23 protein-coding genes and 1 riboswitch are annotated in these 25,198 nt (G+C 70.5%); of the genes, 11 read left to right on the forward strand and 12 right to left on the reverse strand.

Features of this window, described 5'->3' with window-relative positions:
• Positions 1–41: 41 nt before the first annotated feature.
• Complete coding sequence (gene icmB, locus G412_RS0111860; RefSeq protein WP_028812291.1) at positions 42–455, reverse strand: coenzyme B12-dependent isobutyryl CoA mutase small subunit; 414 nt, start codon at positions 453–455, stop codon at positions 42–44.
• 361 nt (positions 456–816) lie between these two features.
• Between icmB and G412_RS0111870 the strand changes: the two genes are divergently transcribed.
• Both G412_RS0111870 and G412_RS0111875 read left to right on the forward strand, forming a co-directional pair.
• Positions 817–1,674: a lipase family alpha/beta hydrolase gene (locus tag G412_RS0111870; RefSeq protein WP_028812292.1), complete on the forward strand. Its 858-nt coding sequence runs from the start codon at positions 817–819 to the stop codon at positions 1,672–1,674.
• Positions 1,675–1,900: 226 nt separating this feature from the next.
• Positions 1,901–3,532, forward strand: a complete 1,632-nt coding sequence (locus G412_RS0111875; RefSeq protein WP_028812293.1) for a M23 family metallopeptidase — start codon at positions 1,901–1,903, stop codon at positions 3,530–3,532.
• Between the two features lie 143 nt (positions 3,533–3,675).
• Here the strand turns inward: G412_RS0111875 and pcrA are convergent, their stop codons facing one another.
• Entirely contained in the window at positions 3,676–6,132 is a 2,457-nt protein-coding gene (gene pcrA / locus G412_RS0111880) for a DNA helicase PcrA (protein ID WP_028812294.1), read from the reverse strand.
• Between the two features lie 309 nt (positions 6,133–6,441).
• A riboswitch (cyclic di-AMP (ydaO/yuaA leader) is annotated at positions 6,442–6,605 on the forward strand.
• Between the two features lie 7 nt (positions 6,606–6,612).
• Between pcrA and G412_RS0111885 the strand changes: the two genes are divergently transcribed.
• Positions 6,613–7,830: a C40 family peptidase gene (locus tag G412_RS0111885; protein WP_028812295.1), complete on the forward strand. Its 1,218-nt coding sequence runs from the start codon at positions 6,613–6,615 to the stop codon at positions 7,828–7,830.
• Between the two features lie 62 nt (positions 7,831–7,892).
• Here G412_RS0111885 and G412_RS34125 read toward each other — a convergent pair whose 3' ends face one another.
• A complete protein-coding gene (locus G412_RS34125) occupies positions 7,893–8,837 on the reverse strand; it encodes a zinc metalloprotease (RefSeq protein ID WP_208857861.1) in 945 nt (314 codons plus the stop codon).
• A 382-nt stretch (positions 8,838–9,219) separates the two neighbouring features.
• Complete coding sequence (locus tag G412_RS0111895; RefSeq protein ID WP_028812296.1) at positions 9,220–9,573, reverse strand: hypothetical protein; 354 nt, start codon at positions 9,571–9,573, stop codon at positions 9,220–9,222.
• A 393-nt stretch (positions 9,574–9,966) separates the two neighbouring features.
• Here G412_RS0111895 and G412_RS0111900 point away from each other — a divergent pair, with 393 nt between their 5' ends.
• The 3 genes from G412_RS0111900 to G412_RS0111910 all read left to right on the forward strand — a co-directional run bounded on the left by G412_RS0111900 (position 9,967) and on the right by G412_RS0111910 (position 12,058).
• Positions 9,967–11,031, forward strand: a complete 1,065-nt coding sequence (locus G412_RS0111900; RefSeq protein ID WP_028812297.1) for a C40 family peptidase — start codon at positions 9,967–9,969, stop codon at positions 11,029–11,031.
• Between the two features lie 132 nt (positions 11,032–11,163).
• Entirely contained in the window at positions 11,164–11,313 is a 150-nt protein-coding gene (locus tag G412_RS40125) for a hypothetical protein (protein ID WP_167546453.1), read from the forward strand.
• 151 nt (positions 11,314–11,464) lie between these two features.
• Positions 11,465–12,058, forward strand: coding sequence for an NADAR family protein (locus tag G412_RS0111910; RefSeq protein ID WP_028812298.1), 594 nt, complete (start codon positions 11,465–11,467; stop codon positions 12,056–12,058).
• 4 nt (positions 12,059–12,062) lie between these two features.
• Here the strand turns inward: G412_RS0111910 and G412_RS34130 are convergent, their stop codons facing one another.
• Positions 12,063–13,286 (reverse strand): MFS transporter, encoded by a 1,224-nt coding sequence (locus tag G412_RS34130; RefSeq protein WP_037648544.1) that lies wholly within the window; start codon positions 13,284–13,286, stop codon positions 12,063–12,065.
• Between the two features lie 70 nt (positions 13,287–13,356).
• Between G412_RS34130 and G412_RS0111920 the strand changes: the two genes are divergently transcribed.
• Positions 13,357–13,734 (forward strand): MerR family transcriptional regulator, encoded by a 378-nt coding sequence (locus tag G412_RS0111920; protein WP_028812299.1) that lies wholly within the window; start codon positions 13,357–13,359, stop codon positions 13,732–13,734.
• A 3-nt stretch (positions 13,735–13,737) separates the two neighbouring features.
• On the opposite strand, the gene G412_RS0111925 is transcribed toward G412_RS0111920, so the two are convergent.
• Together G412_RS0111925 and G412_RS0111930 are read right to left on the reverse strand one after the other, a co-directional pair.
• Positions 13,738–14,433 (reverse strand): LuxR C-terminal-related transcriptional regulator, encoded by a 696-nt coding sequence (locus G412_RS0111925; RefSeq protein ID WP_028812300.1) that lies wholly within the window; start codon positions 14,431–14,433, stop codon positions 13,738–13,740.
• Positions 14,430–15,722, reverse strand: coding sequence for an ATP-binding protein (locus G412_RS0111930; RefSeq protein WP_028812301.1), 1,293 nt, complete (start codon positions 15,720–15,722; stop codon positions 14,430–14,432). The genes G412_RS0111925 and G412_RS0111930 overlap by 4 nt, the downstream gene beginning before the upstream one ends.
• A 225-nt stretch (positions 15,723–15,947) precedes the next feature.
• Between G412_RS0111930 and G412_RS0111935 the strand changes: the two genes are divergently transcribed.
• Positions 15,948–17,309, forward strand: coding sequence for a PspC domain-containing protein (locus G412_RS0111935; RefSeq protein WP_028812302.1), 1,362 nt, complete (start codon positions 15,948–15,950; stop codon positions 17,307–17,309).
• Positions 17,296–17,571, forward strand: coding sequence for a hypothetical protein (locus tag G412_RS0111940; protein ID WP_244282916.1), 276 nt, complete (start codon positions 17,296–17,298; stop codon positions 17,569–17,571). The genes G412_RS0111935 and G412_RS0111940 overlap by 14 nt, the downstream gene beginning before the upstream one ends.
• On the opposite strand, the gene G412_RS0111945 is transcribed toward G412_RS0111940, so the two are convergent.
• From G412_RS0111945 to guaA, 5 genes are all read right to left on the reverse strand, one after another.
• Complete coding sequence (locus tag G412_RS0111945) at positions 17,520–18,011, reverse strand: DoxX family protein (RefSeq protein WP_244282922.1); 492 nt, start codon at positions 18,009–18,011, stop codon at positions 17,520–17,522. The genes G412_RS0111940 and G412_RS0111945 overlap by 52 nt on opposite strands.
• Before the next feature lie 202 nt (positions 18,012–18,213).
• The gene (locus G412_RS40470) at positions 18,214–19,479 is read right to left on the reverse strand and encodes a hypothetical protein (RefSeq protein ID WP_028812305.1); all 1,266 of its coding nucleotides are present in this window, start codon (positions 19,477–19,479) and stop codon (positions 18,214–18,216) included.
• A 110-nt stretch (positions 19,480–19,589) separates the two neighbouring features.
• On the reverse strand, positions 19,590–20,378 hold the full coding sequence (locus G412_RS0111955) for a class II aldolase/adducin family protein (RefSeq protein WP_028812306.1): 789 nt from the start codon (positions 20,376–20,378) through the stop codon (positions 19,590–19,592).
• A 69-nt stretch (positions 20,379–20,447) separates the two neighbouring features.
• Complete coding sequence (locus G412_RS0111960) at positions 20,448–21,038, reverse strand: Uma2 family endonuclease (protein ID WP_028812307.1); 591 nt, start codon at positions 21,036–21,038, stop codon at positions 20,448–20,450.
• Positions 21,039–21,226: 188 nt separating this feature from the next.
• Entirely contained in the window at positions 21,227–22,810 is a 1,584-nt protein-coding gene (gene guaA, locus G412_RS0111965) for a glutamine-hydrolyzing GMP synthase (protein WP_028812308.1), read from the reverse strand.
• A 310-nt stretch (positions 22,811–23,120) separates the two neighbouring features.
• Between guaA and G412_RS0111970 the strand changes: the two genes are divergently transcribed.
• Positions 23,121–23,438 carry a chorismate mutase gene (locus G412_RS0111970; protein WP_028812309.1) on the forward strand — a complete coding sequence of 106 codons (318 nt, stop codon included), beginning with the start codon at positions 23,121–23,123 and terminating at the stop codon, positions 23,436–23,438.
• A 542-nt stretch (positions 23,439–23,980) separates the two neighbouring features.
• Positions 23,981–25,153, forward strand: coding sequence for an LAETG motif-containing sortase-dependent surface protein (locus tag G412_RS37950; protein WP_028812310.1), 1,173 nt, complete (start codon positions 23,981–23,983; stop codon positions 25,151–25,153).
• The last annotated feature ends 45 nt before the right edge of the window (positions 25,154–25,198 follow it).

Genomic DNA, 25,198 nt, shown 5'->3' on the forward strand with positions numbered 1-25,198 from the left:
CCCCAACCCCAGCCAACGAGCCCCCAGCCCCCAGCCCCCGCTTACGCCTGCGCCGCCTGGCGGACGTGAGTGTTGACCCACTCCACGATCGACTGCGTCGTAGCGCCCGGCGTGAAGATCTCCGCGACACCCTTCTCCTTCAGCGGAGCGATGTCCGCCTCCGGGATGATGCCGCCGCCGAAGACCTTGATGTCCTCCGCATCGCGCTGCTTGAGCAGCTCGATGACCTTCACGAAGAGCGTGTTGTGCGCGCCCGAGAGGATGGACAGGCCGATGGCGTCGGCGTCCTCCTGAATGGCGGTGTCCACGATCTGCTCGGGCGTCTGGTGAAGGCCGGTGTAGATGACCTCCATGCCGGCGTCGCGCAGGGCCCGCGCGATGACCTTCGCCCCACGATCGTGTCCGTCGAGTCCCGGCTTGGCGACCACCACGCGGATCGGCCCGGTCACACCCATCACTGCCTCCATGTACCGACTGCGCCGTCATTGGCACGCGCCCCGCACCGATACGGACGGGGAAGTGAACGAACGTTATCGCCAGCATCCCGCACCGGCCCGTTTCACGGTGGACAGGGAGGGGGAAATCACACATGGGACATGTTCGCCAAGCGTCGTTCCTGCCGCATCAGGCACTGCGGCGGCACCAGCCGCAGCCGGCCGGGACGACCGCGAGGGGAGCCGCGACGAGGTCGCCGTTCCACCGTGCCGTCAGCCGCGTGGCAGGGTGGAACGGCCCGCCGAGTTCTTCAGTACGGCACCCCATGAGGGCACACGGGGGACGGAGCCGCCTCCCAGCGTGCCGTTCGGGAGGTCGGCCATGAGGCTCCTGCCCTACTTCTTTCCGCCTTTTCCGTGCCGGCTGCGTCCGTCGGCCGCGCTCCTGAGAGCCACCGCTCTGGAGTTCGCGATCCTGGCCGGGCACCTGGTCCTCTACCCGTCCGGCATCGCCCAGGAGCGCCGCCGGAGCGCGGGCGCGCTCCCCGGCCCGGAGCCCGTACCGCCCGAGACCGGGGCGACCCGGCTCCCCATCACCGGCCGGGACCGCCCGCCCGTCGTGCTGCTTCACGGTTTCGTCGACAACCGGTCGGTCTTCGTCGTGCTGCGCCGCTCCCTGGCCCGGCACGGCTGGCACCGGCTGGAATCCCTCAACTACTCCCCGCTCACATGCGACATCCGCACAGCGGCCGAGCTGCTCGGCCGCCACGTGGAGGAGATCTGCGACCGTACGGGCCACCCCCGTGTGGACATCGTCGGCCACAGCCTCGGCGGCTTGATCGCCCGCTATTACGTGCAACGGCTGGGCGGAGACGTGCGCGTACGCACTCTGGTCACCCTAGGCACCCCGCATGGGGGCACCAGCGTGGCCCCGCCGATGAGCGCCCACCCCATCGTGCGCCAAATGCGGCCCGGATCCGACGTGATCGAGGAGCTGCGCAGGCCCGCGCCCTCCTGTCGTACGCGGTTCGTGAGTTTCTGGAGCGATCTCGACCAGCTCATGCTGCCGGCCGAAACCGCGTGCATCGACCACCCGGATCTCATCGCCCAGAACGTACGGGTGACAGGAATCGGCCACCTTGCCCTGCCCGTCCATCCGGCGGTCGCCGTCGGCATCCGGCAGGCACTCGAGGAGCAGGACGCGGCGGCGGGCTCCGCAGGCACGGCCTCGGTCGCCTGAGACCCACTGAACCCAGGTCGAACATCCGTCGAACGCAGCACCAAAGCTGTGCCCGGCGTCCGCCAAAAGACGGCCGAATGCCCGTTTCCGGACCACGCAAAATCTGGCGAAGATTGTCGCCGTCCCATACCGCCGGGTACAGTCGCGCCACTGCTTAGCCTCTGGGGCCCCTCCCTGGGACCCCAGCCCCCACAGGTCCTGCATTGCCGAGGCGAGAGAGAAGTTGGTGGACGACCAGCACGCCCACGCCGGGTACGACGGCTACTCCACCGGCAGCTTTCAGACAGATCCCCTGTTCGGAGCCCTTCCCACCCAGGGAAGCCAGTACGAGGCAGGCCACAGCGGCCAGTACGACACCACCCAGTGGGGCGCCACGGGCGGCCCTCAGACGGTCGGTTACGACGCGTACGGCACGCACCAGCAGTACGACGCCACCGGAGCGTGGCCCACGGCCGGCTATCAGACGGCGGCCGAAATCCCGGCACAGTCCACCGGCCAGTGGGACTCCAACACCTGGAACCAGACAGGCCAGTTCGACACCAGCCACTTCACCACCGGCCAGCACGCAACGGGCCATGTCACCGCCGGATTCGCCACCGGCCAGTACGAGACAGGCCAGTACGAAACAGCGCAGTTCACCCAGGCCGCCGACGCGACCGGGCAGTGGAGCACGACGCCGGCCTACGACACCGGCGCCTACGACGCCACCGCCTGGAACTCCGGCCACACGAACGGCCACACGGACGGCCACACCGGCGTGTACGAGACCGTCCCACCCCAGCAAGTCTTCTACGGGACAGCCGAGTTCCCGTCGGTCGACCTGGCCGAGGCCCCTGCGGCGTACGAGCCGAATGAAGGGCACCGGGAACCCCACGAAGCGCACGAGACGCACGAGGCGCCCGACAGCGTCGGCAACGGCCCCGGCGACACGCCCGGCGCCGAGCACGAATACGCCCCGGAGTACGCACCCGAACACGAGCCTGAATCCGAGCCGGAACCCGACCCGGATCTCGAACACGCCCCCGCCGCCGCGACAGCGGCCACGGTCGCCGCGGCCGCCACCCCCGGCCCCCGCTCGGCCCGCCGCAACGCGGGCAACTCCGGCCGCGGCCGCCGCCGTACCCCCGCCAAGCGCTCCGCCCTCCTCACCGTCGCCGTCCCCTCCGCGTGCGTGATGGGCGTGGCCGGCATCGCCGCTGCCTCGGTCGGCAGCGTCGGCGGCGGTGCGCAGGCCGAGGAGAAGAAGGACACCACCACGACGGCGTCAGCGGCCGATCCCGGCTCGGTGAAGCCCGTCGCGGTCAACAACAAGCTCGACACCCAACTGGCCAACCTCAGTACGGACGCCGAGGACTTCGCCGACCGCGCCAGCCGGACGCAGGAACGTATCGACCTCAGGGAGCGCCAGGCCGCCGAGAAGAAGCGCAGGGCCGAGGAGGCCGCCCGCAAGGAGGCCGCCCGCCCGAAGTTCGCGCTCCCGGTCCAGCAGCACGGTCTCAGTGCGTACTACGGCCAGGCCGGCGTCAACTGGATGTCCGTGCACTCCGGCATCGACTTCCCCGTGTCGTACGGCACCCCGGTGATGGCCGCGACCGACGGCACGGTCCGCACGCAGTACAACACCGCCTACGGAAACATGGCGATAGTGACCGCTGCCGACGGTACGGAGACCTGGTACTGCCACCTCAGCAGCACCAAGATCCGCTCAGGCCCGGTCCAGGCCGGCGACGTCATCGCGTACGCGGGCAATTCCGGCAACTCCACGGGCCCGCACCTGCACTTCGAGGTGCGCCCCGGCGGTGGCTCGGCCATCGACCCCCTGCCCTGGTTCCGCAGTCACGGCCTCAGCCCGACCTGATCCCAAGCTCCGAGTGCCCCCGGCTCCGGGGCACAAACCCGGAAGTGACGCGCCGACCCCGGAATGCGACGCGGAAGCCGCCGCGCCCGGAGCGACGGCCCCAGGTCGCGGCGGTGAAGGCTCGCGCCCTTCCGGGGCCGCCCCTAAAGCTTCTCGACCGGCGCGTACCTGAGCAGCAGCTTCTTCGGCCGCTCGTCGCCGAAGTCGATGGTCGCCTGCGCGTCCGACCCCGTCCCCGTCACCGTCATCACGGTGCCGAGCCCGAACTGGTCGTGCGTGACCCGGTCCCCGACCGACAGCGCGACCACCGGCTTGTCCGACGTCCGCCGCGTGGCGAACCCCGAAGCCCCGCCGCCACCCCGCGACCGCGAGGCCAGCGAGGACGACAGCGACGAAGCGACGCCCGACACCGGTCCCGCCGGGGCCTGCGCGCCCTTGCGCTTCCACGTCAGGTACGTGTCCGGGATCTCCTCCAGGAACCGCGACGGCGGGTTGTACGAAGGCTGCCCCCACGCGCTGCGCATCGAGGCCCGCGTCAGGTAGAGCCGCTCGCGGGCGCGCGTGATGCCGACGTAAGCGAGCCGCCGCTCCTCCTCCAGCTCCTTCGTCTGGCCGAGCGCGCGCATGTGCGGGAAGACGCCGTCCTCCATGCCCGTCAGGAACACCACGGGGAACTCCAGCCCCTTGGCCGTGTGCAGCGTCATCAGCGTGATGACGCCCGACCCTTCCTCGTCCTCGTCGGGGATCTGGTCGGAGTCGGCCACCAGCGCGACCTTCTCCAGGAATTCGGCCAGCGTCCCCGGCTCGTCGCCCTCGCGCTCCTGCTCGAACTCCAGCGCCACGGCGGCGAGCTCCTGGAGGTTCTCGATGCGCGTCTCGTCCTGCGGGTCGGTCGACGCCTGCAACTCCGCGAGGTAGCCGGTCCGTTCGAAGACCGCCTCCAGCACCGTGGCGGGCCCGGCGCCGGACTCGACGATCGTACGGAGCTCCTCCATCAGCGTGTTGAAACGCTTCACGGCGTTCGCTGAGCGGGCAGCCATGCCGTACGCCTCGTCCACGCGCCGCAGCGCCTGCGGGAAGCTGATCTTCTCGCGCAGCGACAGCGCGTCGATCATCGCCTCGGCCCGGTCGCCGATGCCCCGCTTCGGTACGTTCAGGATGCGGCGCAGCGGAACGGTGTCCTCGGGGTTGGCCAGGACGCGCAGGTACGCGAGCACGTCCCGGACCTCCTTGCGCTCGTAGAAGCGCACGCCGCCGACGACCTTGTAGGGCAGCCCGACGCGGATGAAGATCTCTTCGAAGACACGGGACTGGGCGTTCGTACGGTAGAAGACGGCGACGTCACCGGCCTTCGCGTCGCCCGCGTCCGTCAGCCGGTCGATCTCCTCGGCGACGAACTGCGCCTCGTCGTGCTCGGTGTCCGCGACGTACCCGGTGATCAACGAACCCGCGCCGGCTTCCGTCCAAAGGTTCTTGGGGCGGCGGTTCTCGTTGCGCTCGATGACGGCGTTGGCGGCGGTGAGGATGGTCTGCGTCGAGCGGTAGTTCTGCTCCAGCAGGATCGTCTTCGCGTCCGGGTAGTCCTCCTCGAACTGGAGGATGTTACGGATGGTGGCGCCGCGGAAGGCGTAGATCGACTGGTCGGCGTCGCCCACGACGCACAGTTCGCCCGGCGCCCGGCCCTCGCCCGAGGGGCCCACCAGTTCGCGTACGAGCGTGTACTGAGCGTGGTTGGTGTCCTGGTACTCGTCGACCATGACGTGCCGGAAGCGCATCCGGTAGTGCTCGGCGACGTCCGGGAACGCCTGGAGCAGGTGCACCGTGGTCATGATGATGTCGTCGAAGTCCAGGGCGTTGGCCTCGCGCAGCCGCGCCTGGTACATCGCGTACGCCTGCGCCAGGGTCTTCTCGAAGCCGTCGGCGGCCTGCCCGGCGAAGGTCTCCTCGTCTATCAGCTCGTTCTTCAGGTTCGAGACCTTGGCGCTGAAGGCCTTCGGCGGGAAGCGCTTCGGGTCGAGGTCCAGATCGCGGCAGACGAGCGCCATGAGGCGCTTCGAGTCGGCGGCGTCGTAGATCGAGAACGAGGACGTGAAGCCGAGCTTCTTCGACTCGCGGCGCAGGATGCGCACGCACGCGCTGTGGAAGGTGGAGACCCACATGTGACCGGCGCGGGGTCCGACGAGCTGCTCCACCCGCTCCTTCATCTCACCGGCGGCCTTGTTGGTGAAGGTGATCGCGAGGATCTGGCCGGGGTGCACACCCCGCTTGGCCAGCAGGTATGCGATCCGGTGGGTCAGGACACGGGTCTTGCCGGAACCCGCTCCCGCCACGATGAGCAGCGGTGACCCGGTGTGCACGACGGCGGCCCGCTGCTCCTCGTTCAGCCCTTCGAGCAGCGCGGAGGCGTCCACGACCGGGCGCGGCGCGCCGTCCCTGTAGTGCGCGTCCCTGGGCGCCGGGGGCGCGTCGAAGGCGCCGCCGAAGAGGTCGTGCGGGACCTCCTCCGGGGCGTGGTCCTCGGGGGGCGGCGGGGCGGTGTCCTTTGCGTACTCCGAGTGCTGGAGGTCGGCCAGGAAGCTGTCGTCAAAGAGGCTGCTCATCGTCTACCAAGCTTAGGCGGGACCACCGACAGCCCGCCCCGGTTTCACCCCGGCCGCACGCATCGGAGCGGAAGGAGAACCGGCCCTCCGCACGTCCGTACGTCCCTTGCCGCCGCGTGTGACCTTGCGCACGCCCTGTGACCCTGCCGACGCCCTCCGCGCCCTTGCAAGCCCCGCAACGGAATCAACTCGGCCAGGTCACGGAAATGTATCGGGCATATCGAACATCGGGCTTCCCAGCAGTCACGACTCTTGGCTAGCGTGCCGAGTCGGGCAGCTCGTACCCCCACCGGCGAACAGCGCCGGAGCGGGCGGCCCACGCCGAATCCGGCCTGCCCGCAGGGCAGTTCGGAACCGGGGACCCACGCGCATCACCTGGGGTGAATCGGTCCGCAGTCCCACGGACCGTAGGGCACCTTCCGTTTCCGCCCGAACCCGACAGCTAACCCGGTAGGCGGTCCACGGAAGGAGATGCCGGCCTTGGCGTCGCATCGCAAGCCGCGTACCCGGGTACGCACCACCGCTCCCGCCCTGGGCATCACGACGGCCGCATTCGCCTCAGTCGGCCTGCTCGCCCAGACAGCGGGTGCGGCACCCGCCGCGCCGACGGCTCCCCAGCCGACCGTCGAAGAGGTGCAGAAGAAGGTCGACGACCTCTACCGGCAGGCCGGTACGGCCACGCAGAGGTACAACCTGGCCAAAGAGAAGACCGAGCAGCAGCGCAAGTCCGTGGACGGCCTGCTCGACGCCGTGGCCAAGCGCACGGAGAGGCTGAACGAGGCGCGGCGCAAGCTGGGCAACTACGCGGCCGCGCAGTACCGGTCGGGGTCGGTCACCCCGACCGCCGCGCTGCTCCTGGCGGACAGCCCGCAGGCGTACTTCGACCAGAACCGGCTGATGGACCGGATGACGGAACGCCAGCAGACGGACGTGACCGACTTCGAGCAGCAGCAGGCGGCGGCATCGGAGAAGCGGGCCGAGGCGTCGCGGAGCCTGGAGACCCTCACCGAGTCGCAGGCCTCCCTCAAGACCTCGAAGCAGGACGTACAGAGGAAGCTCGGGGAGGCGCGCGAGCTGCTGTCCCGGCTGACCGCCGAGGAGAAGGCGCGGCTGGCGGAGCTGGAGAAGAAGCGGGAGGCGGAGGCGAGGCGCAAGGCGGAGGCGAAGGCCGAGGCGGAGCGCAAGCGCCAGCGGGAAGAGGCCCAGAAGGCCGGGAGCGATACGGACACAGATACGGGCAGAGACACCGGCACGGCCCCGGCCCCCGGACCCGCCGCCACCGGCACCGGCACCGGCACGGCCCCCGGACCCGGCACGGGCACCGGCGCCGGCTCCACCGATGCGTACGCTGCCAAGGCCGAGAAGGTCCTCGCCTTCGCCCGCGCCCAGATCGGCAAGCCGTACGTCTGGGGCGCGGCAGGCCCCAGCTCGTACGACTGCTCCGGCCTGACCCAGGGCGCCTGGAAGGCCGCCGGTGTCGCTCTGCCCCGTACCACCTGGGACCAGGTGAACGTCGGCACCCGCGTCGCGACCGACAACCTCCGGCCGGGCGACCTCGTCTTCTTCTACGACCACATCAGCCACGTCGGCGTCTACATCGGCGGCGGCAAGATGATCCACGCCCCCAAGCCCGGCGCGTACGTCCGCGAGGAGTCGGTCTTCTACATGCCGATCTACGGCAGCGTCCGCCCCGCGTAGCGACGAGGGGCCGGACAGGGCTCGCGCCCCCGTCCGGCCCCTCGGCCCGCGTGTGCCCGGTGCTACTTCGGGACGGTCCAGAGCTGGATCTGCGTGCCGTTGACCGTCTTCCCGCCCTTGACGTCGAGGCACTTGCCCGCGAGCCCGGTCACCCTGCCCTGCGGAGGCAGTGCCGCGCCGCCGCCCTTCGCGAGGTGGCGCAGGCCCTGCATGTCGAACTGCTGGACGTACGTGCCCGCGCGCTTGTCCTGATACGCGTAGGCGGGCGTGCACATGACCGGCTGCTGCCCGGAGTCGCTGCCCTTCACGCAGTCACCCGGCGTCGCGCTGCGATTCGCGTGATCCAGCGACAGTGTGTGCCCGAGTTCGTGGCTGATGTGGTTGCGCGTGTACGTCTCGCCCCGGGAGGCCGAGGGCTTGCCGTCCGCCGTGAAGAACTCGCTGTCGATGTAGGCGTGTCCGCTGGTCACGGTGGAGGGGACGGACGACGCGTAGAAGCCGCAGCTCAGGTTGGCGGTCCCTGACCCGTCGCGCACGACCTTCCAGCCCGTGTTGCCGCCCGAGGGCGGCACGCAGGGCCCCTTCAGGACGCCAATGACCACCTCGCCCTTGGGCCGTACGTAGTCCCAGCCCACCGGCGTGGTGTCGACGGTGACGGACAGGTTGGTGACGCGCCGCAGATCCGCGGCCGACGCCTTCACATAACGGCCCAGCCAGTCCACGGACTTCTGGTCGTAGAACTTGATCGTGTAACCGGTGGGCGGCAGCTTGGTCGCGCCGCTCAGCTTCCACCCCTCACCCTGCGGCGGCGCGGCTGCCGCCATCCTCGACGCGGGTGCCGTGTTCAGCGACATGACATCGCCCTTGAAGGCCGTCCCGTCGGTGCGGGTGGCCCCGAAGTCGTCCGGCCCTGAGCCGGTCACCCCGGCGACAGCCGGGGGTGCGGGCTCCGGCCTCTTGGCGTCGGTCCCGAAAGCGCTGGGCGAACTCTGCAGCAGAGTCCCCACGATCGCTGCCGCCGCGCACGCGGCGACGATGGATATTCGACGCTTACCTGTAACTCGCAAGTCCCCGTTGACCTTTCGCCGAAAATGCTCTGGTCCCTCGGCGGCCTTCACCAGTAAGGCGCCCGAGGTCGAGGAGATGGTAAAGCAGCGCCTCGAAGCGGCTGTGGGCTACGACAACGCGCAGCGCATGGACGAACTCGGCTTCGGTGTCCGGCTGGACCCCTACCGCTGCGCGGCCGGGGAACTGACCACCGCCGTCGACCGGCTGCTCACCGACACCGCGCTGCGCACCCGCCTGTCGGCCATGGGATCCCAGATCCGCAGCCGCGACGGCCTGCGCACGGCGGCCGACGCGATCGAGTGGCGGCGGAGGCGACCGGACTCAGGTCCAGAGCCCCGCGATGAAGATGTTCGCGACGGTCAGTCCGCCGACCGCGCCGAAGAGTGCCTTCCCGGCCTTCTCCTCGTCACGCTTGACGTACACCAGGCCGAGGATCACCACGAGGATCGCGAGCTTGATGCCGATCTTGAGGTTGTTCACGGCCTGGCCGTCGGCCTGGTTGAGGCCCACCAGCGCCATACCCGTGACGAGCATGGTCAGCGCGCCGTGCAGCATCGCCGGGCTGAAGCGGGCAGTGCCGGCACCCATCGCCTTCATCTGGGTCAGGAAGCCGCCGAGCAGCGCGGCGATGCCGATGATGTGCAGGGCGACGAAGACATTGATGAGTACGTCCATGAACCGGAGCCTAGCTCCGGCCATAGCAGGCCCGGCAGCCAGGTTCCCGCGTCATCGCCGTTTCGGTCGCGGAGGAGCGGAATGTTCGCTTCCGGCGGGAGTCGGCCTCTCAACGCCGTGCAGGCGACGGCCGAATTCGACCACTGTCGGTCATTACACCGCTCTCCCGTGACTCGCAGGTTTAGCGTCCTCCCCCAGGTGACCGACTCCCCACCGCCGTTCCTCCCCGGAGCGGCAGTCGGACACCACCGCCGAAAATCCGGCGGCGGTCCCGTTCCCCTGTGCGGACCGCCGCCGGATGCGAGCGGCTCGACGTACAGCGACGTACGGCGACGTACGCGATGTACGACGTACGACGTACGACGTACAGGACGGAAGGACGTGGACGCCCTCGTGGCCACGCACCGAAAGCCCAAGCAGCGCACCCTGTCGGGCAACACCGCCCGCACCGCCGTCACTTTCGCGCTCGCCGGAGCGGCGAGCACCGCCGCGTTCGACGGCATCGGGCACGCGGAACCCGCCCTCACCGCCGCTCAGGTGAAGGCGAAGGTCGATCGGCTGTACCACGAGGCCGAGGTCGCCACCGAGAAGTACAACGGCGTGAAGGAGCGGGCGGACACCGCCGGCGAGTCGCTGGACGCGCTGCGCGACGAGGCCGCCCGCAGGACCGGCCGCCTCAACACGGCCCGCAACGCGCTCGGTTCGCTCGCCACCGCGCAGTACCGCACCGGCGCCGTCGACCCGGCCGTGCAGGTGGCGCTGACGTCCGACCCGGACCAGTATCTGGAGCGCGCCGCGATCGCCGACCGCGCGGGCGACCGGCAGGCCGCGGCCGTCACCGGCATTCGGCGGCAGCTCGGCGAGATCGAGCAACTGAGGGAGGAGGCGGACGACCGCCTGGCCGAACTCAAGGCGCACCAGAAGGACCTGCGCAGGCACAAGGCGACGATCCAGGACAAGATCGGCGCGGCCGAGAACCTGCTGTCCCGCCTCACGGCGAAAGAGCGGGCGCGGTACGCACAGCAGGACGGCCACGGCGCCCCGCCCGCCACCCCTGTCCGGGCCGACCGTGGCGCCCCGCGCGGCGGCCAGCCGGCCGGTGTGCCCAACTCCCGCGCCGGGCAGGCAATTTCCTTCGCGTACGGGGCGATCGGCAAGCCGTACGTCTGGGGCGCCACGGGACCGTCCGCCTTCGACTGCTCGGGCCTGACGCAGGCAGCGTGGAAGGCGGCGGGTGTCTCGCTCCCCCGTACGACGTATACGCAGATCAACGCCGGCCGGCGCGTCTCACGCGCGGAGCTGACTCCGGGGGACCTGGTCTTCTTCTACTCCGGCATCAGCCACGTGGGCCTCTACATCGGCAACGGCCAGATGATCCACGCGCCCCGCCCCGGCGCACCGGTGCGGGTCGCCCCGATCGACGAGATGCCGTTCGCGGGGGCGACGAGACCGGCGTAGGGCCTGTAGCCAACATGTCGTAGGCAGGTCTCGGACCCGTCAGACGGGGTAAGTGGCGTACAGAGAGACATGGGCTCACCCCACATGGGGCACCCATAGCCACCTGCCACCACCGTGAACGGAGGGCCGACCATGCCGGGCATCATCAGCCGGATCAAGCAGTACGCACGCAGCCCGCAGGGGCGCCGGACGATTACGCAGGCACGCCGCGCGGCGTCCGACCCCAGGAGGCGCAGCCAGGCCAGGCAGCTGCTGGGGCGGCTGCGGGGCCGAAGGCACTGAGGGTGGGGCGGGCGCCGGCCCGGCGCCCGCCCGTCGTCGCTCGGCTCCGCACGGTCGAGCAGGCACTTGATGTACGAAGCACCGCCGGCCGGAACGTTGGTGGTCATCAATTGCCTTGAGGCGTCCGGCTCCGGTGTGTGACGGTGCGTCCATGTCGAACGACCGTCGTGCGCGCCCCCCTCTCCCCCGGTCCGTCGAGGAGGCCATCGCCGCAGAACAGGCAGTCGGCCCCCGGCAGCGCCTCCGCTACCTCTACTTCTGGGGCCACCGGCCGACCCCCGGCACCGCCAGCGGTCCCGGCTGCCTGAGCCAGTGGTGGCCCGTGGAATTCACCGAGGACGGCCGCATGTACCGCTCCGCCGAGCACTACATGATGGCGCACAAGGCGTGGCTGTTCGGGGACGCCGAAACCGCCGGCAAAGTCCTTCGGGGCAAGACGCCCGGCGAGGCCAAGGTCCTGGGCCGCCAGGTCACCGGCTTCGACGAGGCGATCTGGCGCGAGCACCGCTACGGAATCGTCGTACGCGGCAACATCGCCAAGTTCGGCCGGCACGACGCCCTGCTCCAGTACCTTCTCGCCACCCGTAACCGCGTCCTGGTCGAGGCCAGCCCGCTGGACCCGGTCTGGGGCATCGGCCTCTCGGCCGACGACGCCCGCTCCATGTCACCCACCACGTGGCGCGGACTCAACCTCCTCGGCTTCGCCCTGATGGAAGCCCGCGAGACGCTGGCCGAGGCGGCGTAAGCGCTCACGAGGTCCTGCCCGCCCACCTCGCCGGGAAGCCGTGCACCCGCGCGGCGAGCACCACCAGCATCACTGGCACCAGCAGCACCAGCACGCTCCACGGGAAGGAAGTTGAGCCGAGGCTGTCCAGGAGGATCCCGCCGGCCACTCCGCCGCCCGCCATGGCCGCGTTCCACAAGGTGACGAGCATCGCTTGCGCGGCGTCGGCCGCGTCGCCGCCCGCGTCGCCCACGGCGGTCTGCAGGAGGGTGGGGGCGCCTCCCCATCCGAGCCCCCACAGCGTCACCGCGACGTACACCATGGCGGGGCTGTCGGCCAGCACCGCCAGGATCGCCGCCGCCCCGGCGACCAGGAGGGTGCTGACGACGGTGAGGGCCCGCAGTCGGCGGTTGATTTGCGCGCCCACGATCCAGATGCTGACCAGGGAGGCGGCGCCGAAGACCAGCAGCACGAGGTCGGTCGAGTCACCCATGCCGAGCCGCTCCAGGAACGTGGCGATGAAGGTGTAGAGGATGGTGTGCGCCAGCACAAAGACGAAGGTGACGAACAGGACCGGCGTTACGCCCGAGACGCGTAGCGCCCGCAGAACCGGAGCCCGGCGGCCGTCCTGCCGCCGCTGTCCGGGATAGTCCGGGACCGTCGCGGTGATCCAGCCGAGCAGGACCACGGTCAGCGCGGTCATGATCAGGAACGCCACTTGCCAGCCGAGTGCATTGCCCAGGAAGGTCCCGGCCGGCACTCCCAGCGACAGGGCGACCGGAATGCCGGCCATGGCGATCGCGATCGCTTTGCCCTGCAGGTGTACGGGCGCCATGCGGCGGGCGTATCCGGCGAGCAGCGCCCAGGCCAGACCGGCGGCCACTCCGGCGACGAAGCGGGCCACCATGGTCAGCGAGTAGTTCTCCGAAAGTGCCGTCACCGTGTTGGCGGAGGCGAATCCTGCCATCGCCGTCAGCAGCAGGCGCTTGCGCCGCCACCCCGCGGTGGCGGCGGTCAGCGGGATCGCCGTCAGCGCGGTCCCGATCGCGTAGACCGTCACCGTCTGCCCCGTCGCGGACTCGCTGACGGCCAGGTCGGCGCTCATCGCGGGCAAGAGGCCGGCGGGCAGAGTCTCCGTCAGGCTGGTGATGAAGACGGCTGTGGCAAGTGCCAGCAGGGCGGGCAGTGGCAGCTTCTGGGTCTTGAATTCGGCTTGGGGGCGCGTGCGTTCCGTGGTGTGGTTTCTCATGGTGGCTATGCTCGAACCCTCACATCGATGTGAGGGTCAACGCGGTCAAGTGAGATGTGAGGCAGGCCACATGCGCATCGGAGAGCTGTCGGAGCGCACCAACACACCCCGGCGACTGCTGCGCTACTACGAGGAGCAGGGCCTGATCGCCGCCGACCGCTCCCCCAACGGCTACCGCGAGTACGACGAACGCTTCGTGGACCGCGTCATGCAGATCAGAGGACTGCTCGACGCCGGACTGCCGACCCGGATCATCAAACAAATCCTCCCGTGCCTCGACAAACCCCGCGTCATCCACTTCCCCGACGCGACACCGGAGATGCTCGCCACGCTGCGACACGAACGCGACCGGATGAACGCGCGCATCGAATGCCTCATCCGCAACAGGGACGCCATGGAGGAGTACCTCGACGCGGTAAGCGGCACCCTGCGCCGGCACTCCGTGTGAACGTCACACCAGCCGGCGCGCCGTCGCCCAGCGCGTCAGCTCGTGCCGGTTCGAGAGCTGGAGCTTGCGCAGCACCGCCGACACATGGGACTCGACCGTCTTCACCGAGATGAAGAGCTGCTTCGCGATCTCCTTGTACGCGTAACCCCGCGCGATCAGCCGCAGCACCTCCCGCTCCCGCTGCGTCAGCCGGTCCAGGTCCTCGTCGACCGGCGGTGCGTCCGTCGACGCGAACGCGTCCAGTACGAATCCCGCGAGCCGCGGCGAGAAGACCGCGTCGCCGTCCTGCACCCGGAAGACCGAGTCGACGAGGTCCGTACCCGTGATCGTCTTCGTGACGTACCCGCGCGCCCCGCCCCGGATCACGCCGATCACGTCCTCCGCCGCGTCCGACACCGACAGCGCCAGGAACCGCACCGGGTTCTCCACCGCCCCCATCAGCGGCGCGCACCGGCGCAGGACTTCGACGCCGCCGCCGCCCGGCAGGTGGACGTCGAGCAGGACCACCTCGGGGCGGGTCGCCGTGATGACCGTGACCGCCTGGTCGACGTCGGCGGCTTCGCCGACCACCTCGACGCCGGTCGTCGCGGTCTGCCCGATCTCCGCCCGCACCCCCGTACGGAACATCCGGTGGTCGTCCACCAGGACCACCCGCACATGCCGGCCGGGCCGGTCCTGGGTTCCCTCGGTCTCCGTCATGCGTCCGCCGCCCTTTCCATCTCAAGCTCGACTTCCGTGCCCCCGTCGGGCGCGGAACGCAGTCTCGCCGTGCCGCCGTTGCGCTGCATGCGGCCGATGATCGATTCCCGTACGCCCATACGGTCGCCCGGCACCGCGTCCAGATCGAACCCCGGCCCCCGGTCCCGTACGGAAACGAACACCGTCCGGCCCTCGACTTCCGCGTACACCTGCACCGCCCCGCCCTCGCCACCGTACTTGGCGGCGTTCACCATCGCCTCGCGCGCGGCCTGCATCTGCGCGACCAGTTTGTCGTCGAGCGGGCAGTCGCCGACGACCACGACCTCCAGCGGTACGCCGTGCTGGTCCTCGACCTCCGCCGCCGCCCGCTTGACCGCCTCGGCCAGGGTGCCGGGCTCCTCGGACTCGTCCTTGCCGGTGCCCTCCGGCTTGTAGAGCCAGTTGCGCAGCTCACGCTCCTGGGCGCGGGCGAGGCGCCGTACCTCCCCCGGCTCCTCCGCGTTGCGCTGGATCAGCGTCAGGGTGTGGAGGACCGAGTCGTGTACGTGCGCCGCTACTTCGGCGCGTTCCTGGGCGCGGATGCGCATCAGGCGCTCCTCGGACAGGTCCTGGGTCATACGGACCAGCCAGGGCCCCGCGAGGAGCGCGATGCCGGTGACGACCGCGAGCGCCGCCGTCAGTACGTTGCCGAGCTGCGCCGCGGAGCCCCGTACCACCAGGAATGCCGTGAGGCCGACGCCGACCAGCGCCACGCCCGCCATGCCGCGTGCCAGTTGCAGCATCCGGCGGCGGCGGGGCGCTTGCGTCCAGTGGGCGCGGCGCGCGTTGTCGGCCTGGCGCCATACGAGGACGACGCCGAGGCCGATCAGCAGTGCCGGCCAGACGTACCGCCCGGCCTGGCCGCCCACGTCGACGTTGGTGACGAAGGTGACGGCGCCGACGAGAAGCGCGAAGAGAGCGAAGACCTGGCCCTTGTCGGGCTTGCGGAGCTTGCGGCGCCCGTCGGGTGTGGTCGCGAACGCCGAGCGCGGCGCGTCCACGCCGCCCACGCCGAGCGGCACCACGAACCAGAAGACGGCGTACAGCAGCGCGCCGAGGCCGTCCGAGAGGAAGAGTGCGAGGAAGACGATCCGTACCCAGACGACCGGCAGCCCGAGATGCCCGGCGAGCCCGCGCGCGACGCCTCCGAGCATCCGCCCTTCGGCGCTGCGGTAGAGCTTGCGCGGCTGCGGCTCCTCCGGTTCCGGGGCGCGGGCGCTCGCGGCTCGGCGGGGCGTGGCGACTGGCATGCCCCGATGGTCACATGTACGGGCAGGTCCGGGCATCAGGGTCGGTCCCCTACATACCCCTGACTGGTGGCCTCGGCAGACCCCTGAACCCTGGCTGCCCGCCCCGGCCGCCCCCGCCCCGCCCCCGGCCTCCGCGGCCCCGCCGCCCGGCTCGGGGTCGAAATCAGGGATCGTCCAGGGTCGGCGCGGGTGCCGCGGCGCCGGACCGGCCCTCACCATGGACGTATGACACAGCCGTACGACGCTGCCGCTCCCCCGGGGGCCGCGGACGAGCCGATGGAGCAGCCGCCGCTGCGCCGCAGCAAGCGGCACAAGCTGGTGGGCGGCGTGTGCGGCGGACTGGGGCGGCACTTCGACCTCGACCCGGTGATCTTCCGGATATGCCTTGGCGTCCTGACCGTCACCGGCGGCCTCGGCCTGATCTTCTACGGCTTCGCCTGGCTCTTCATCCCGCTCGACGGCGAGGACGAGAACGAGGCCCGCCGGCTCCTGACGGGCCGCGTCGACGGCGCCACCCTCATCGCCGTGCTGTTCGCCCTCGTCGGCTGCGGCCTCTTCCTCTCCATGCTCAACAACGGCACCGTCCTCGGCTTCGCCGTGCTGCTCACGCTCGCCCTCACCGGCGCCACCTACTGGTCCCAGCGGCGCCGCCTCGTCGACCCCGAGACCGGACCGGTCGACCCGGTGGCCGCGCAGGCGGCCGCCGTCGCACCCCCCGAGACACAGGCGCCGCCCGTCCCCGGTGCGCCCTCCTGGTGGCGGGACCCCATCATCAAGGACGGCACGACGGGCCCGGTCAGCACCGGCTACCTGTGGGGGCCCGAAAGCGCGGTCGTCGACGAGGCGCCGGACCCGGGCCGGGGCCCGGCCGACGCCCCCGGCCTTTCCCCGCAGCGGCGGCGCGACCCGGCGACGCGCGGGCCGCGCGGCATCGGCGGGCGGGTGTTCCTGCTCGCCGTGCTCGCGGGCGGACTGGGCACCGGCCTGTCGTGGGACGCGCAGCCGCTCGGCACGAGTCTGCAGATCGGCCTGTCCTGCGCGCTCGCCGTCTTCGGGCTCGGCATCGCGGTCAGCGCGTTCCGCGGGCGTACGGGCGTCGGCACGATCCTGCTGACCGTGATCACGGCGCTGATGCTGACCGGCGCCTCCGCGCTGCCGAAGCAGATCTCCACGGACTGGATGCGTACGAACTGGAAGCCCGCATCGGCCTCGGCCGTGCGGCCCGCGTACGCACTCGGGTCGGGCGTGGGGACGCTCGACCTCAGCGGCGTACGCGTCCCCGCGGGCTCCTCGGTGGCCACACGGGCGGAGGTCGGTGCGGGGCAGCTCAAGATCGTCGTACCGAAGGACGTGACGGTGGAACTGCGCATGAAGGTGGGTGTCGGTGACATCCAGCTTCCGGGGAACAAGCCACAGGACTTCGTCATCCACACGGACCAGGACCAGCGCCGGACGCTGAAACCGCCGGAGCCGCTGAAGCAGCCGGAGCCGACGGAGCCGACGGAGCGCGGCAGGTCCGCCGGGACGCTTCGGCTGGATCTCGAAGTCGGCGTCGGCCAGGTGGAGGTGACCCGTGCCGCAAAGTGACATCCCGAGCACCGAGAACCGGCCCGGACAGCGCCCCACCCGCTTCCGGCACGAGTTCAGGCCCGGCAAGCTGATCAGCGGCCTCGTCGTACTGGGCACGGCCGCGGCGTACACAGGAGACGCCACAGGCGCATGGCAGGTGCCCGCCTACGCCGCGGTTCCGGTCATCTGCCTCGGGCTGCTGCTCGCGGGCGCGACGAGCTGGGTGGTCTACAGCGTGCGCCGGCGGCGCGCCGCGAGGGCGGCGTCGACGGAGAAGTGAGCGGCGCCCCCGAGCACCAGCGGCAGCCAGGCCATGAGATAGGCCAGGTCGTTCCCGTAGTAGTACGGGTCCGACGCCCAGCTCACCGTCAGCCACAGGCTCAGCGAGATCAGCGCCCCGCCGAGCGCGGCGAGGCGGGCGAGAAGTCCGATCAGGGTGCCGATGCCGACGGCGAGTTCACCGATAGCGATGGCGTGACCGAAGCCCTCGGGGTTCTTGAGCGCGAGATCGACGAGGGCGGGGATGGCGGAGGTGTCACGCACGCCGCGCATCATCTCGCCGACCGACCCGGTGCCGCTCGCGGACATGAACTGGCTGTCCGTCAGCTTGTCGAGACCGGCGTAGACGAAGGTGACGCCAAGGAAGATCCGCAGCGGCAGGAGCGAGTAGCGACGCGCCGTGGCCCGCAGGCCGCCGCGCCCGCGCGGCCCGTCGCCCATTCCCGTGCCCATGCCCGCGCCCATGCCCGTTCCCGTCATGACGCCGTTGCCGCCGCCGGCCCGATACCCGTGACTCATGGTCTGGTCCCGCCTCTCCGAAGCGTCAGCGCCGTGCGGCGCGGGCACGATTGTCCCCGCGCCCCTCGAAGAGGGATACGTATGCAACGGTGATCCGGCTCAAACGGCCGGTCACGAGTGCTGCTCAGTCGGTGACGTCGATCGTCACCCGGTCGGTCTCCGCACCCGCCGCCGTCACCACCTGCACATCGACGCGGCCCGGCTCGACCTCCACCGGGACGGGCACGGTCAGCACCGTGTCCGTCGGGTTGGCGAATCCGCCGGGCACCGGGATCAGCGGCACATGGACGTGCACCGTCCCGATCCGTACGACCATCCGCGCCAGCCGCTCGGGAGTCCCCGCGCCCGGTGGTACGAAGCCCGCGCCACGGATCTCGATGTCGTCGCCGGTACGGATGGGCGCGTCCAGATCGCCCGCTTCCCTGGCCCGTACGACCGACAGCACCACCGGACGGCCGCCCTCCGCGAACTTCCCCGCGAAGTACGTCGCCGCCGAGACCGCCACCAGCAGGGCCAGGCCCCACGGCAGATCGGGCAGTTGCTCGGGCCGCCGGGCGAGACGTACCGCCGCGAACACCACCGCGACCGCGTTCACCAGGACGTACTGGACATCGGCGAAGTTGCCGCGGCCCGCGTCGTCGGTGAGCAGGTCGGCGGCACGGGGACGGTCGGCCCGTACCTTCTGCAGGCGCCGGCTGAGGACGCGCAGGGTCACCACATGGCGTACGACGACGGCGATGGCGCAGGTCAGCGCGAGGACGGTCAGCATGCCGAGGCCGCGGGCGAGTTCCAGGCCGGCGATGAGCGCGTCGCGGTCGGCGTGGTCGGACGCGCCGGCCAGCTCAACCGCGATCACCAGCACGGCGAAGACGACGAGCAGCACCCAGCTCCCGGCGACGGCGCGCGAGGTGGACAGCCGGTTGTCCTCGCCGATGAGGGGCGCGAGGAGACCACCGCGCGCCCGGTGCGCGCGCGCCGCGCCGGTCAGCAGGGCGGCGGTGACGAGCGCGGCGACCAGCCCCGCCGTACGGGCGGAGGTCCAGCCGGCTCCGATGGCCGTGAACGCCTGAACGAGCATCAGCACGACGACCCCGCCCCACACCACGAACAGCGTGGAGCGCCACACCATGCCGAGCCACGCCTCGCCCGCCTGCCGGCTGCGCTCGGCGACCGCGCGCGCCGACTGGGTCAGCTCGTCCGACACCCACTGACGCGAGGCACCGGCGGAATGGGCGACGGCGGCGGGCAGGCCCTGACCCGCTGCCAGGCCGTCGCGCTTGGCGAGGAAGGCGGAAACGGCACGGCGGTGACCCTCGCGGGCGCCGTGCGGGCAGTCGCCGCACGTGCAACCGCCACTGTGCGTGCTCTGTCGTGCCTCTTGCACAGCCACGGAAGTTGCCGCCCTCTCGAAACCTGCTGAAGGGAACTTCCCTCCGGTGTAGGGGAATTGTGCCGTACGAAGAGAGGTCCCCGCGTCACCCACAGGGGGGTGGGCGCGGGCTAGGCGAACAGCTCGGGCTCGGCGCGGCTGATCCGGCCCCACAGCGGCTGGTGGTTGATCCACGCCACGAGGTCGCTGCCCAGCTGATCGCGCGTGGCGACCGCGTCCTTGTGGTCGATCGGTACGGGCCGGCCCGCCGCCCGCGCGGCAAGCTGCACCTGGCAGCAGCGCTCCATCGCGATGAACCACCAGGCCGCCGCGTCGACCGAGTCCCCGACGGTCAGCAGCCCGTGGTTGCGCAGGATGACGGCCTTGTGCGGCCCGAGCGCGCCCGCGATCCACCGCCCCTCCTCCGCGTCGACGCAGACGCCGGTGTACGCGTCGTACAGCGCGTGGTCCTCGTAGAAGGCGCACGCCTCCTGCGTGATCGGATCGAGCAGCTCACCCAGCGCGGACAGCGCCCGGCCGTGAACGGAATGGGTGTGCGCGACGGCCACGACATCCGGCCTGGCGCGGTGCACCTGTGCGTGGACCAGGAACGCCGCCTGGTTGACGTGGCGGCTGCCCTCGACGACCTGCCCGTCACCGTTGACGAGGATCAGGTCGCTCACGGTCATGTCGGCGAAGGCGAGCCCGAAGGGATTCACCCAGAAGCAGTCGGCGTACTGCGGGTCGCGTGCCGTGATGTGCCCCGAGACGCCTTCCTCGTACCCGTACCGCCCGAAAAGCCTGAGCGCCCCGGCGAGCCGCTCCTTGCGGTACTGGCGCTCCTCGGCGGCGCTCGCGTGGGTGGGCGGCATCGCGAAATGGAGCTGATCGAGGGGTACGGGCGCCGGTGTCTCGTTCATGGGGCGGAAGCTACCGCGAGGTACCGCAGGTGAACAGGGGTGTCTGCCGCTTATTGCGCAGGCGTGCGTCTACAGCTCGTCGATCGCTGCCAGGTCGATGTCGACGGAGAAGGGAACCGACAGCTTCAGGTGGTCGTGGTGGATGCCCACAAGGCCGTACGCCTTGGTGGCCGGGTCGAGTTCGTAGACATACACGACCGGACGGCCGTCTTCGCCGCGCTCCACTCGCCAGAAGTGGGCGATGCCACCCTGGGCGTAGATCTGCGGCTTGCGCTCACGGTCGCGCTTCTCGGAGTCGGGGGAGACCACCTCCACGGCGAGGAGCACGTCCTTGGCCCGGTAGTGCGTCTCCTCCGAGTCGGTCACCGCTGCGGCGCGGATCACCGACACATCGGGCTCGGGGCCCTGCCTCTTGTCGACGACGACGGTCATCTCCCGCCGCACCCGAAGATCCTTCGGGACACTCGCGCGCAGGCCTGTCTCCAGCAGGAACATCGCCAGAGAGTGGAAACTCCTCTGCGGGCTCACGAAAACCAGGCTCCCGTCGATCAGCTCGGTGTGCGGCGGGAGGTCGGGCAGCGTCAGCAGGTCGTCCACGGTGTAGCCGTCCTGCGGCGGCACCGGCCACGAGATCTCGGTGGACAGCGGCTCAGCGGTCATGGTTCCTCCCATGGACGGGATTCTCGGGCCTGCGGCCAGCGTACCGAGCGGATACGACAATGCCGCCGCCCAAACGAATGAGCGACGGCATCGCCTTGACCCTGCGACCAGGGTTACTGGATTACTCCACTCGATCGTGCCCGGCGTCGGTTCACCTCCGCGTCAGCGGAGACAGGCACGCACCGAAACTACTCCCACTCGATCGTGCCCGGCGGCTTGCTCGTCACGTCGAGCACCACGCGGTTCACGTCCGCGACCTCGTTCGTGATGCGGGTCGAGATCTTCGCCAGTACGTCGTACGGCATCCGCGTCCAGTCCGCCGTCATCGCGTCCTCGGACGAGACCGGGCGCAGCACGATCGGGTGCCCGTACGTCCGGCCGTCACCCTGGACGCCCACCGACCGTACGTCCGCGAGCAGCACGACCGGGCACTGCCAGATGTCGCGGTCGAGACCGGCCGCCGTCAGCTCCTCGCGGGCGATGGCGTCGGCCTCGCGCAGCAGGTCGAGGCGCTCCTTGGTGACCTCTCCGACGATACGGATGCCCAGGCCGGGGCCGGGGAACGGCTGGCGCTGGACGATCTCCTCCGGGAGGCCGAGCTCCTGGCCGACCATCCGGACCTCGTCCTTGAACAGCTGGCGCAGCGGCTCGACGAGCTCGAACTCGATGTCGTCGGGCAGGCCGCCCACGTTGTGGTGGGACTTGATGTTCGCGGTGCCGGTGCCGCCACCGGACTCGACCACGTCCGGGTAGAGCGTGCCCTGCACGAGGAACGCGACGTCCTCGCCCTCCGCGCCGGCCTCGGCGACGATCTCCGCCTGGGCCTGCTCGAAGACGCGGATGAACTCGCGGCCGATGATCTTCCGCTTCTTCTCGGGGTCGGACACCCCGGCGAGCGCGTTCAGGAAGCGCTCCTGCGCGTCGACGACCTTCAGCTGTACGCCGGTGGCCGCGACGAAGTCCTTCTCGACCTGCTCGGTCTCGCCCTTGCGCATCAGACCGTGGTCGACGTACACGCAGGTCAGCTGGTCGCCGATGGCCTTCTGCACGAGCGCTGCCGCGACCGCGGAGTCGACGCCGCCGGACAGGCCGCAGATGGCGCGCTTGGTGCCGACCTGAGCCTGGATGGCGGCGATCTGCTCCTCGACGACGTTGTGCGTGGTCCAGTCGGGGTCGATGCCCGCGCCCCGGTAGAGGAAGTGCTCCAGGACCTGCTGGCCGTGTGTGGAGTGCATCACCTCGGGGTGGTACTGCACGCCGTACAGCTTCTTCTCGTCGTTCTCGAAGGCGGCGACCGGCACGACGTCCGTGGACGCGGTGACGGTGAAGCCCTCGGGCGCGGCCGAGCAGGCGTCGCCGTGCGACATCCACACCGACTGCTCGGTGGGGGTGCCCTCGAAGAGCGTGGACCCGGCCTTGGAGACGGCGAGAGGGGTACGCCCGTACTCGCGCGCACCGTTGTCGTCGACGGCGCCGCCGAGCGTGGTGGCCATGAGCTGGAAGCCGTAGCACATGCCGAAGACGGGGACACCGGCCTCGAAGATCTCACGGTCGAGGGTCGGGGCGCCCTCTTCGTACACGGACGACGGGCCGCCGGAGAGGATGATCGCCTTGGGGTTCTTGGCCAGCATCTCCGACACCGGCATGGTGCTGGGGACGATCTCGCTGTAGACCCGGGCCTCACGGACACGGCGGGCGATGAGCTGGGCGTACTGCGCGCCGAAGTCGACAACGAGGACGGCGTCGGGGGCGGCGGGGGGCACTGCTGGCACGGGCGGCCTTCCGGCGGTGAAGGGTGTCGGGACTGTCAATTCTAACGGGGGCGCGACATTCCCCTTGTCTCACCATCCGAACCCGGCATCGGCCGACGGCCGGCGACCGGCATACTGGCCTCATGCACAAGCCGCTGAGCTTCCTCTTTACCTATGGCACCCGGTCCGACCGGTGCCATGGTCGAGCTGCTTGAGCTACTGACAAGCGACTTCACAGGCGCCCCGGACCGACAAGGTCCGGGGCGTTCTGTCATTTTCCGGGCCTGGTCGCCTCGGGGGCCGCCCCCCTTCACATCCAGGAGTTACGGACATGAGCACCGCCACCGCCACCCCCACTGCCCCCACCGCCACCGCCACCGAGAAGACCGGCGCGCGCACCGATGAGGCCGCGGACCTGATCGGCAACGCACGGGAGCGCATCGACTCGCTCGACGACAGGATCATCGGCCTCATCCAGGAACGGATGGCCGTTTCGGCCGTCATCCAGGAGGCCCGCATCACCTCGGGTGGTCGCCGTGTGAACCTGTCCCGCGAGATGGAGGTCCTCGGCCACTACAGGGACGCGCTCGGGAAGCCCGGCACGGCGCTCGCGATGACCATGCTGGAGCTGTGCCGGGGCCGTATCTGAGTTCGGGAGCATCCTCACCCGTACGGCGCGTGACCGGGCCCACGGAGGGTTCGTTGGTCCCGGTGTCCGCGCCAGCCAGGGGCGGGTGCGCAGAAAGAACCACGCGTGGCTCCGCCGGGGCGTGCGGCGTACTGCACGTGCGCCGTGGGACCTCGTCCCGGTGTGCGTGACCGGTCGGCAGGGGACAGCAGCCCGGTCACCCAAGGCGGCCGGTTCCGGGGACGCCCGGAACCGGCCGGCCGTGTCCCCTTCCCACCCTCTTCCCCCCTCCCCCAGCTCTCCTGGGATGCCGTCGAAGCCGTTGCTGACGGCCCGGGCCCTGCGGATCTCCCCCCTCCGCGGGGCCCTTCGCTTTGCCCAAGTGGTGGTGACGGTGGCGATGTGACGCGAGCCACATAAGAAACCTCTGAGGTCCCTGCAACCCTTTACGCCGGCCACAGGTCATCTATGCGAACCAACGGCCACCCGTGCACCCCCACTCACGGCGGCCCTCACATCTCGTGCCGCTAGCCGTGCGGTACGCCAGACTTTCTGAGGTCTATATGAAGCTTCGCCGCGCCATGGCCCTTGCGGCCGCGACGGCCGTCATAGCTCCTGCCGCTTTCCTGGCCGCACCGGCCGCGTACGCCGAGAGTGACCCCGCCGCCACCACGCAGACCGAGACGACCGACCCGGGCCAGGCGTCCGACCCCGACGTGTCCGACCCGGCCGACGAGGACCCGGCGGACGAGAACCCGCAGACGGACCCGGATTCCGCCGACGAGCCCGACCCGACCAACGAGGACCCGGCCGACACGGACCCGGCCGACGAGGACCCCGCCGACGACCCGGCGACGGACCCCGAGGGCGACACGGACCCGGCCGGCGAGGACCCGGCGGCCGACCCCGACGGCGAGCAGGACCCGGACGGCGACAAGGACCCGGGCGAGGAGCCCGGGGACGACGAGAAGCCCGGTGATGACGAGAAGCCGGGCGATGAAGAGAAGCCCGGCACCGACCCCGGCGAGGAAGACCCCTCCACCGACCCCGGCGAGGACGAGGAATTCCCGGAGGTCTGCGAGACCTCCGACCTCGAGCTCGCGGTCAAGGGCCTGCCGGGCAAGATCGCCGCGGGCAGCGGCTGGCGCCAGTTCAGCCTGAACGTCTACAACTCGTCGGAGACGACCGTCTCGGACGTCTACTACTTCGCGGGTGCGTCCTTCGACAAGGACGGCGAGAAGCTGATCAAGTCGAAGCAGGTCACGCTGCAGGCCTTCAACGACGACAGCGGAAGCTGGGAGAACCTCGTCGACCCGATGGGCAACGCCGTCGGTTACGTCGGCGAGTCCAGCGAGATCGAGCCGGGCTACGAGGTCGACATCAAGCTGCGGATCAACGTCGCGGCCAGTGCGCCGGCGGGCACCGCCTTCACCCTCGGTGCCGGTCTCTACAGCGGTGACCAGGACTGCCTCGGCTTCGCCGACGTCTCGTACAAGTTCGAGATCGTCAAGCCCGGCACCGACACCGACGGCACCAAGCCCCAGGAGGGTGGCAAGGCCCCGGTCCCGAGCGAGAAGCCGGCCGACAGCACGGCCCCGGCCGTGACCGGCAGCCTCGCGGAGACCGGTTCTTCGTCCAAGATGCCGATGTTCGCCCTCGCGGGTGGCGCGGCCGTGGCGCTCGGCGCCGGTGCGATGTTCGTCGTACGCCGCCGCCAGGCCGGTTCCGAGGCCTGATGCGTGGCCGGGCAATCCCGGCCACCCACGCATGACCCGGTGACA

The organism is Streptomyces flavidovirens DSM 40150 (genome assembly GCF_000429085.1).
Lineage (GTDB): Bacteria > Actinomycetota > Actinomycetes > Streptomycetales > Streptomycetaceae > Streptomyces > Streptomyces flavidovirens.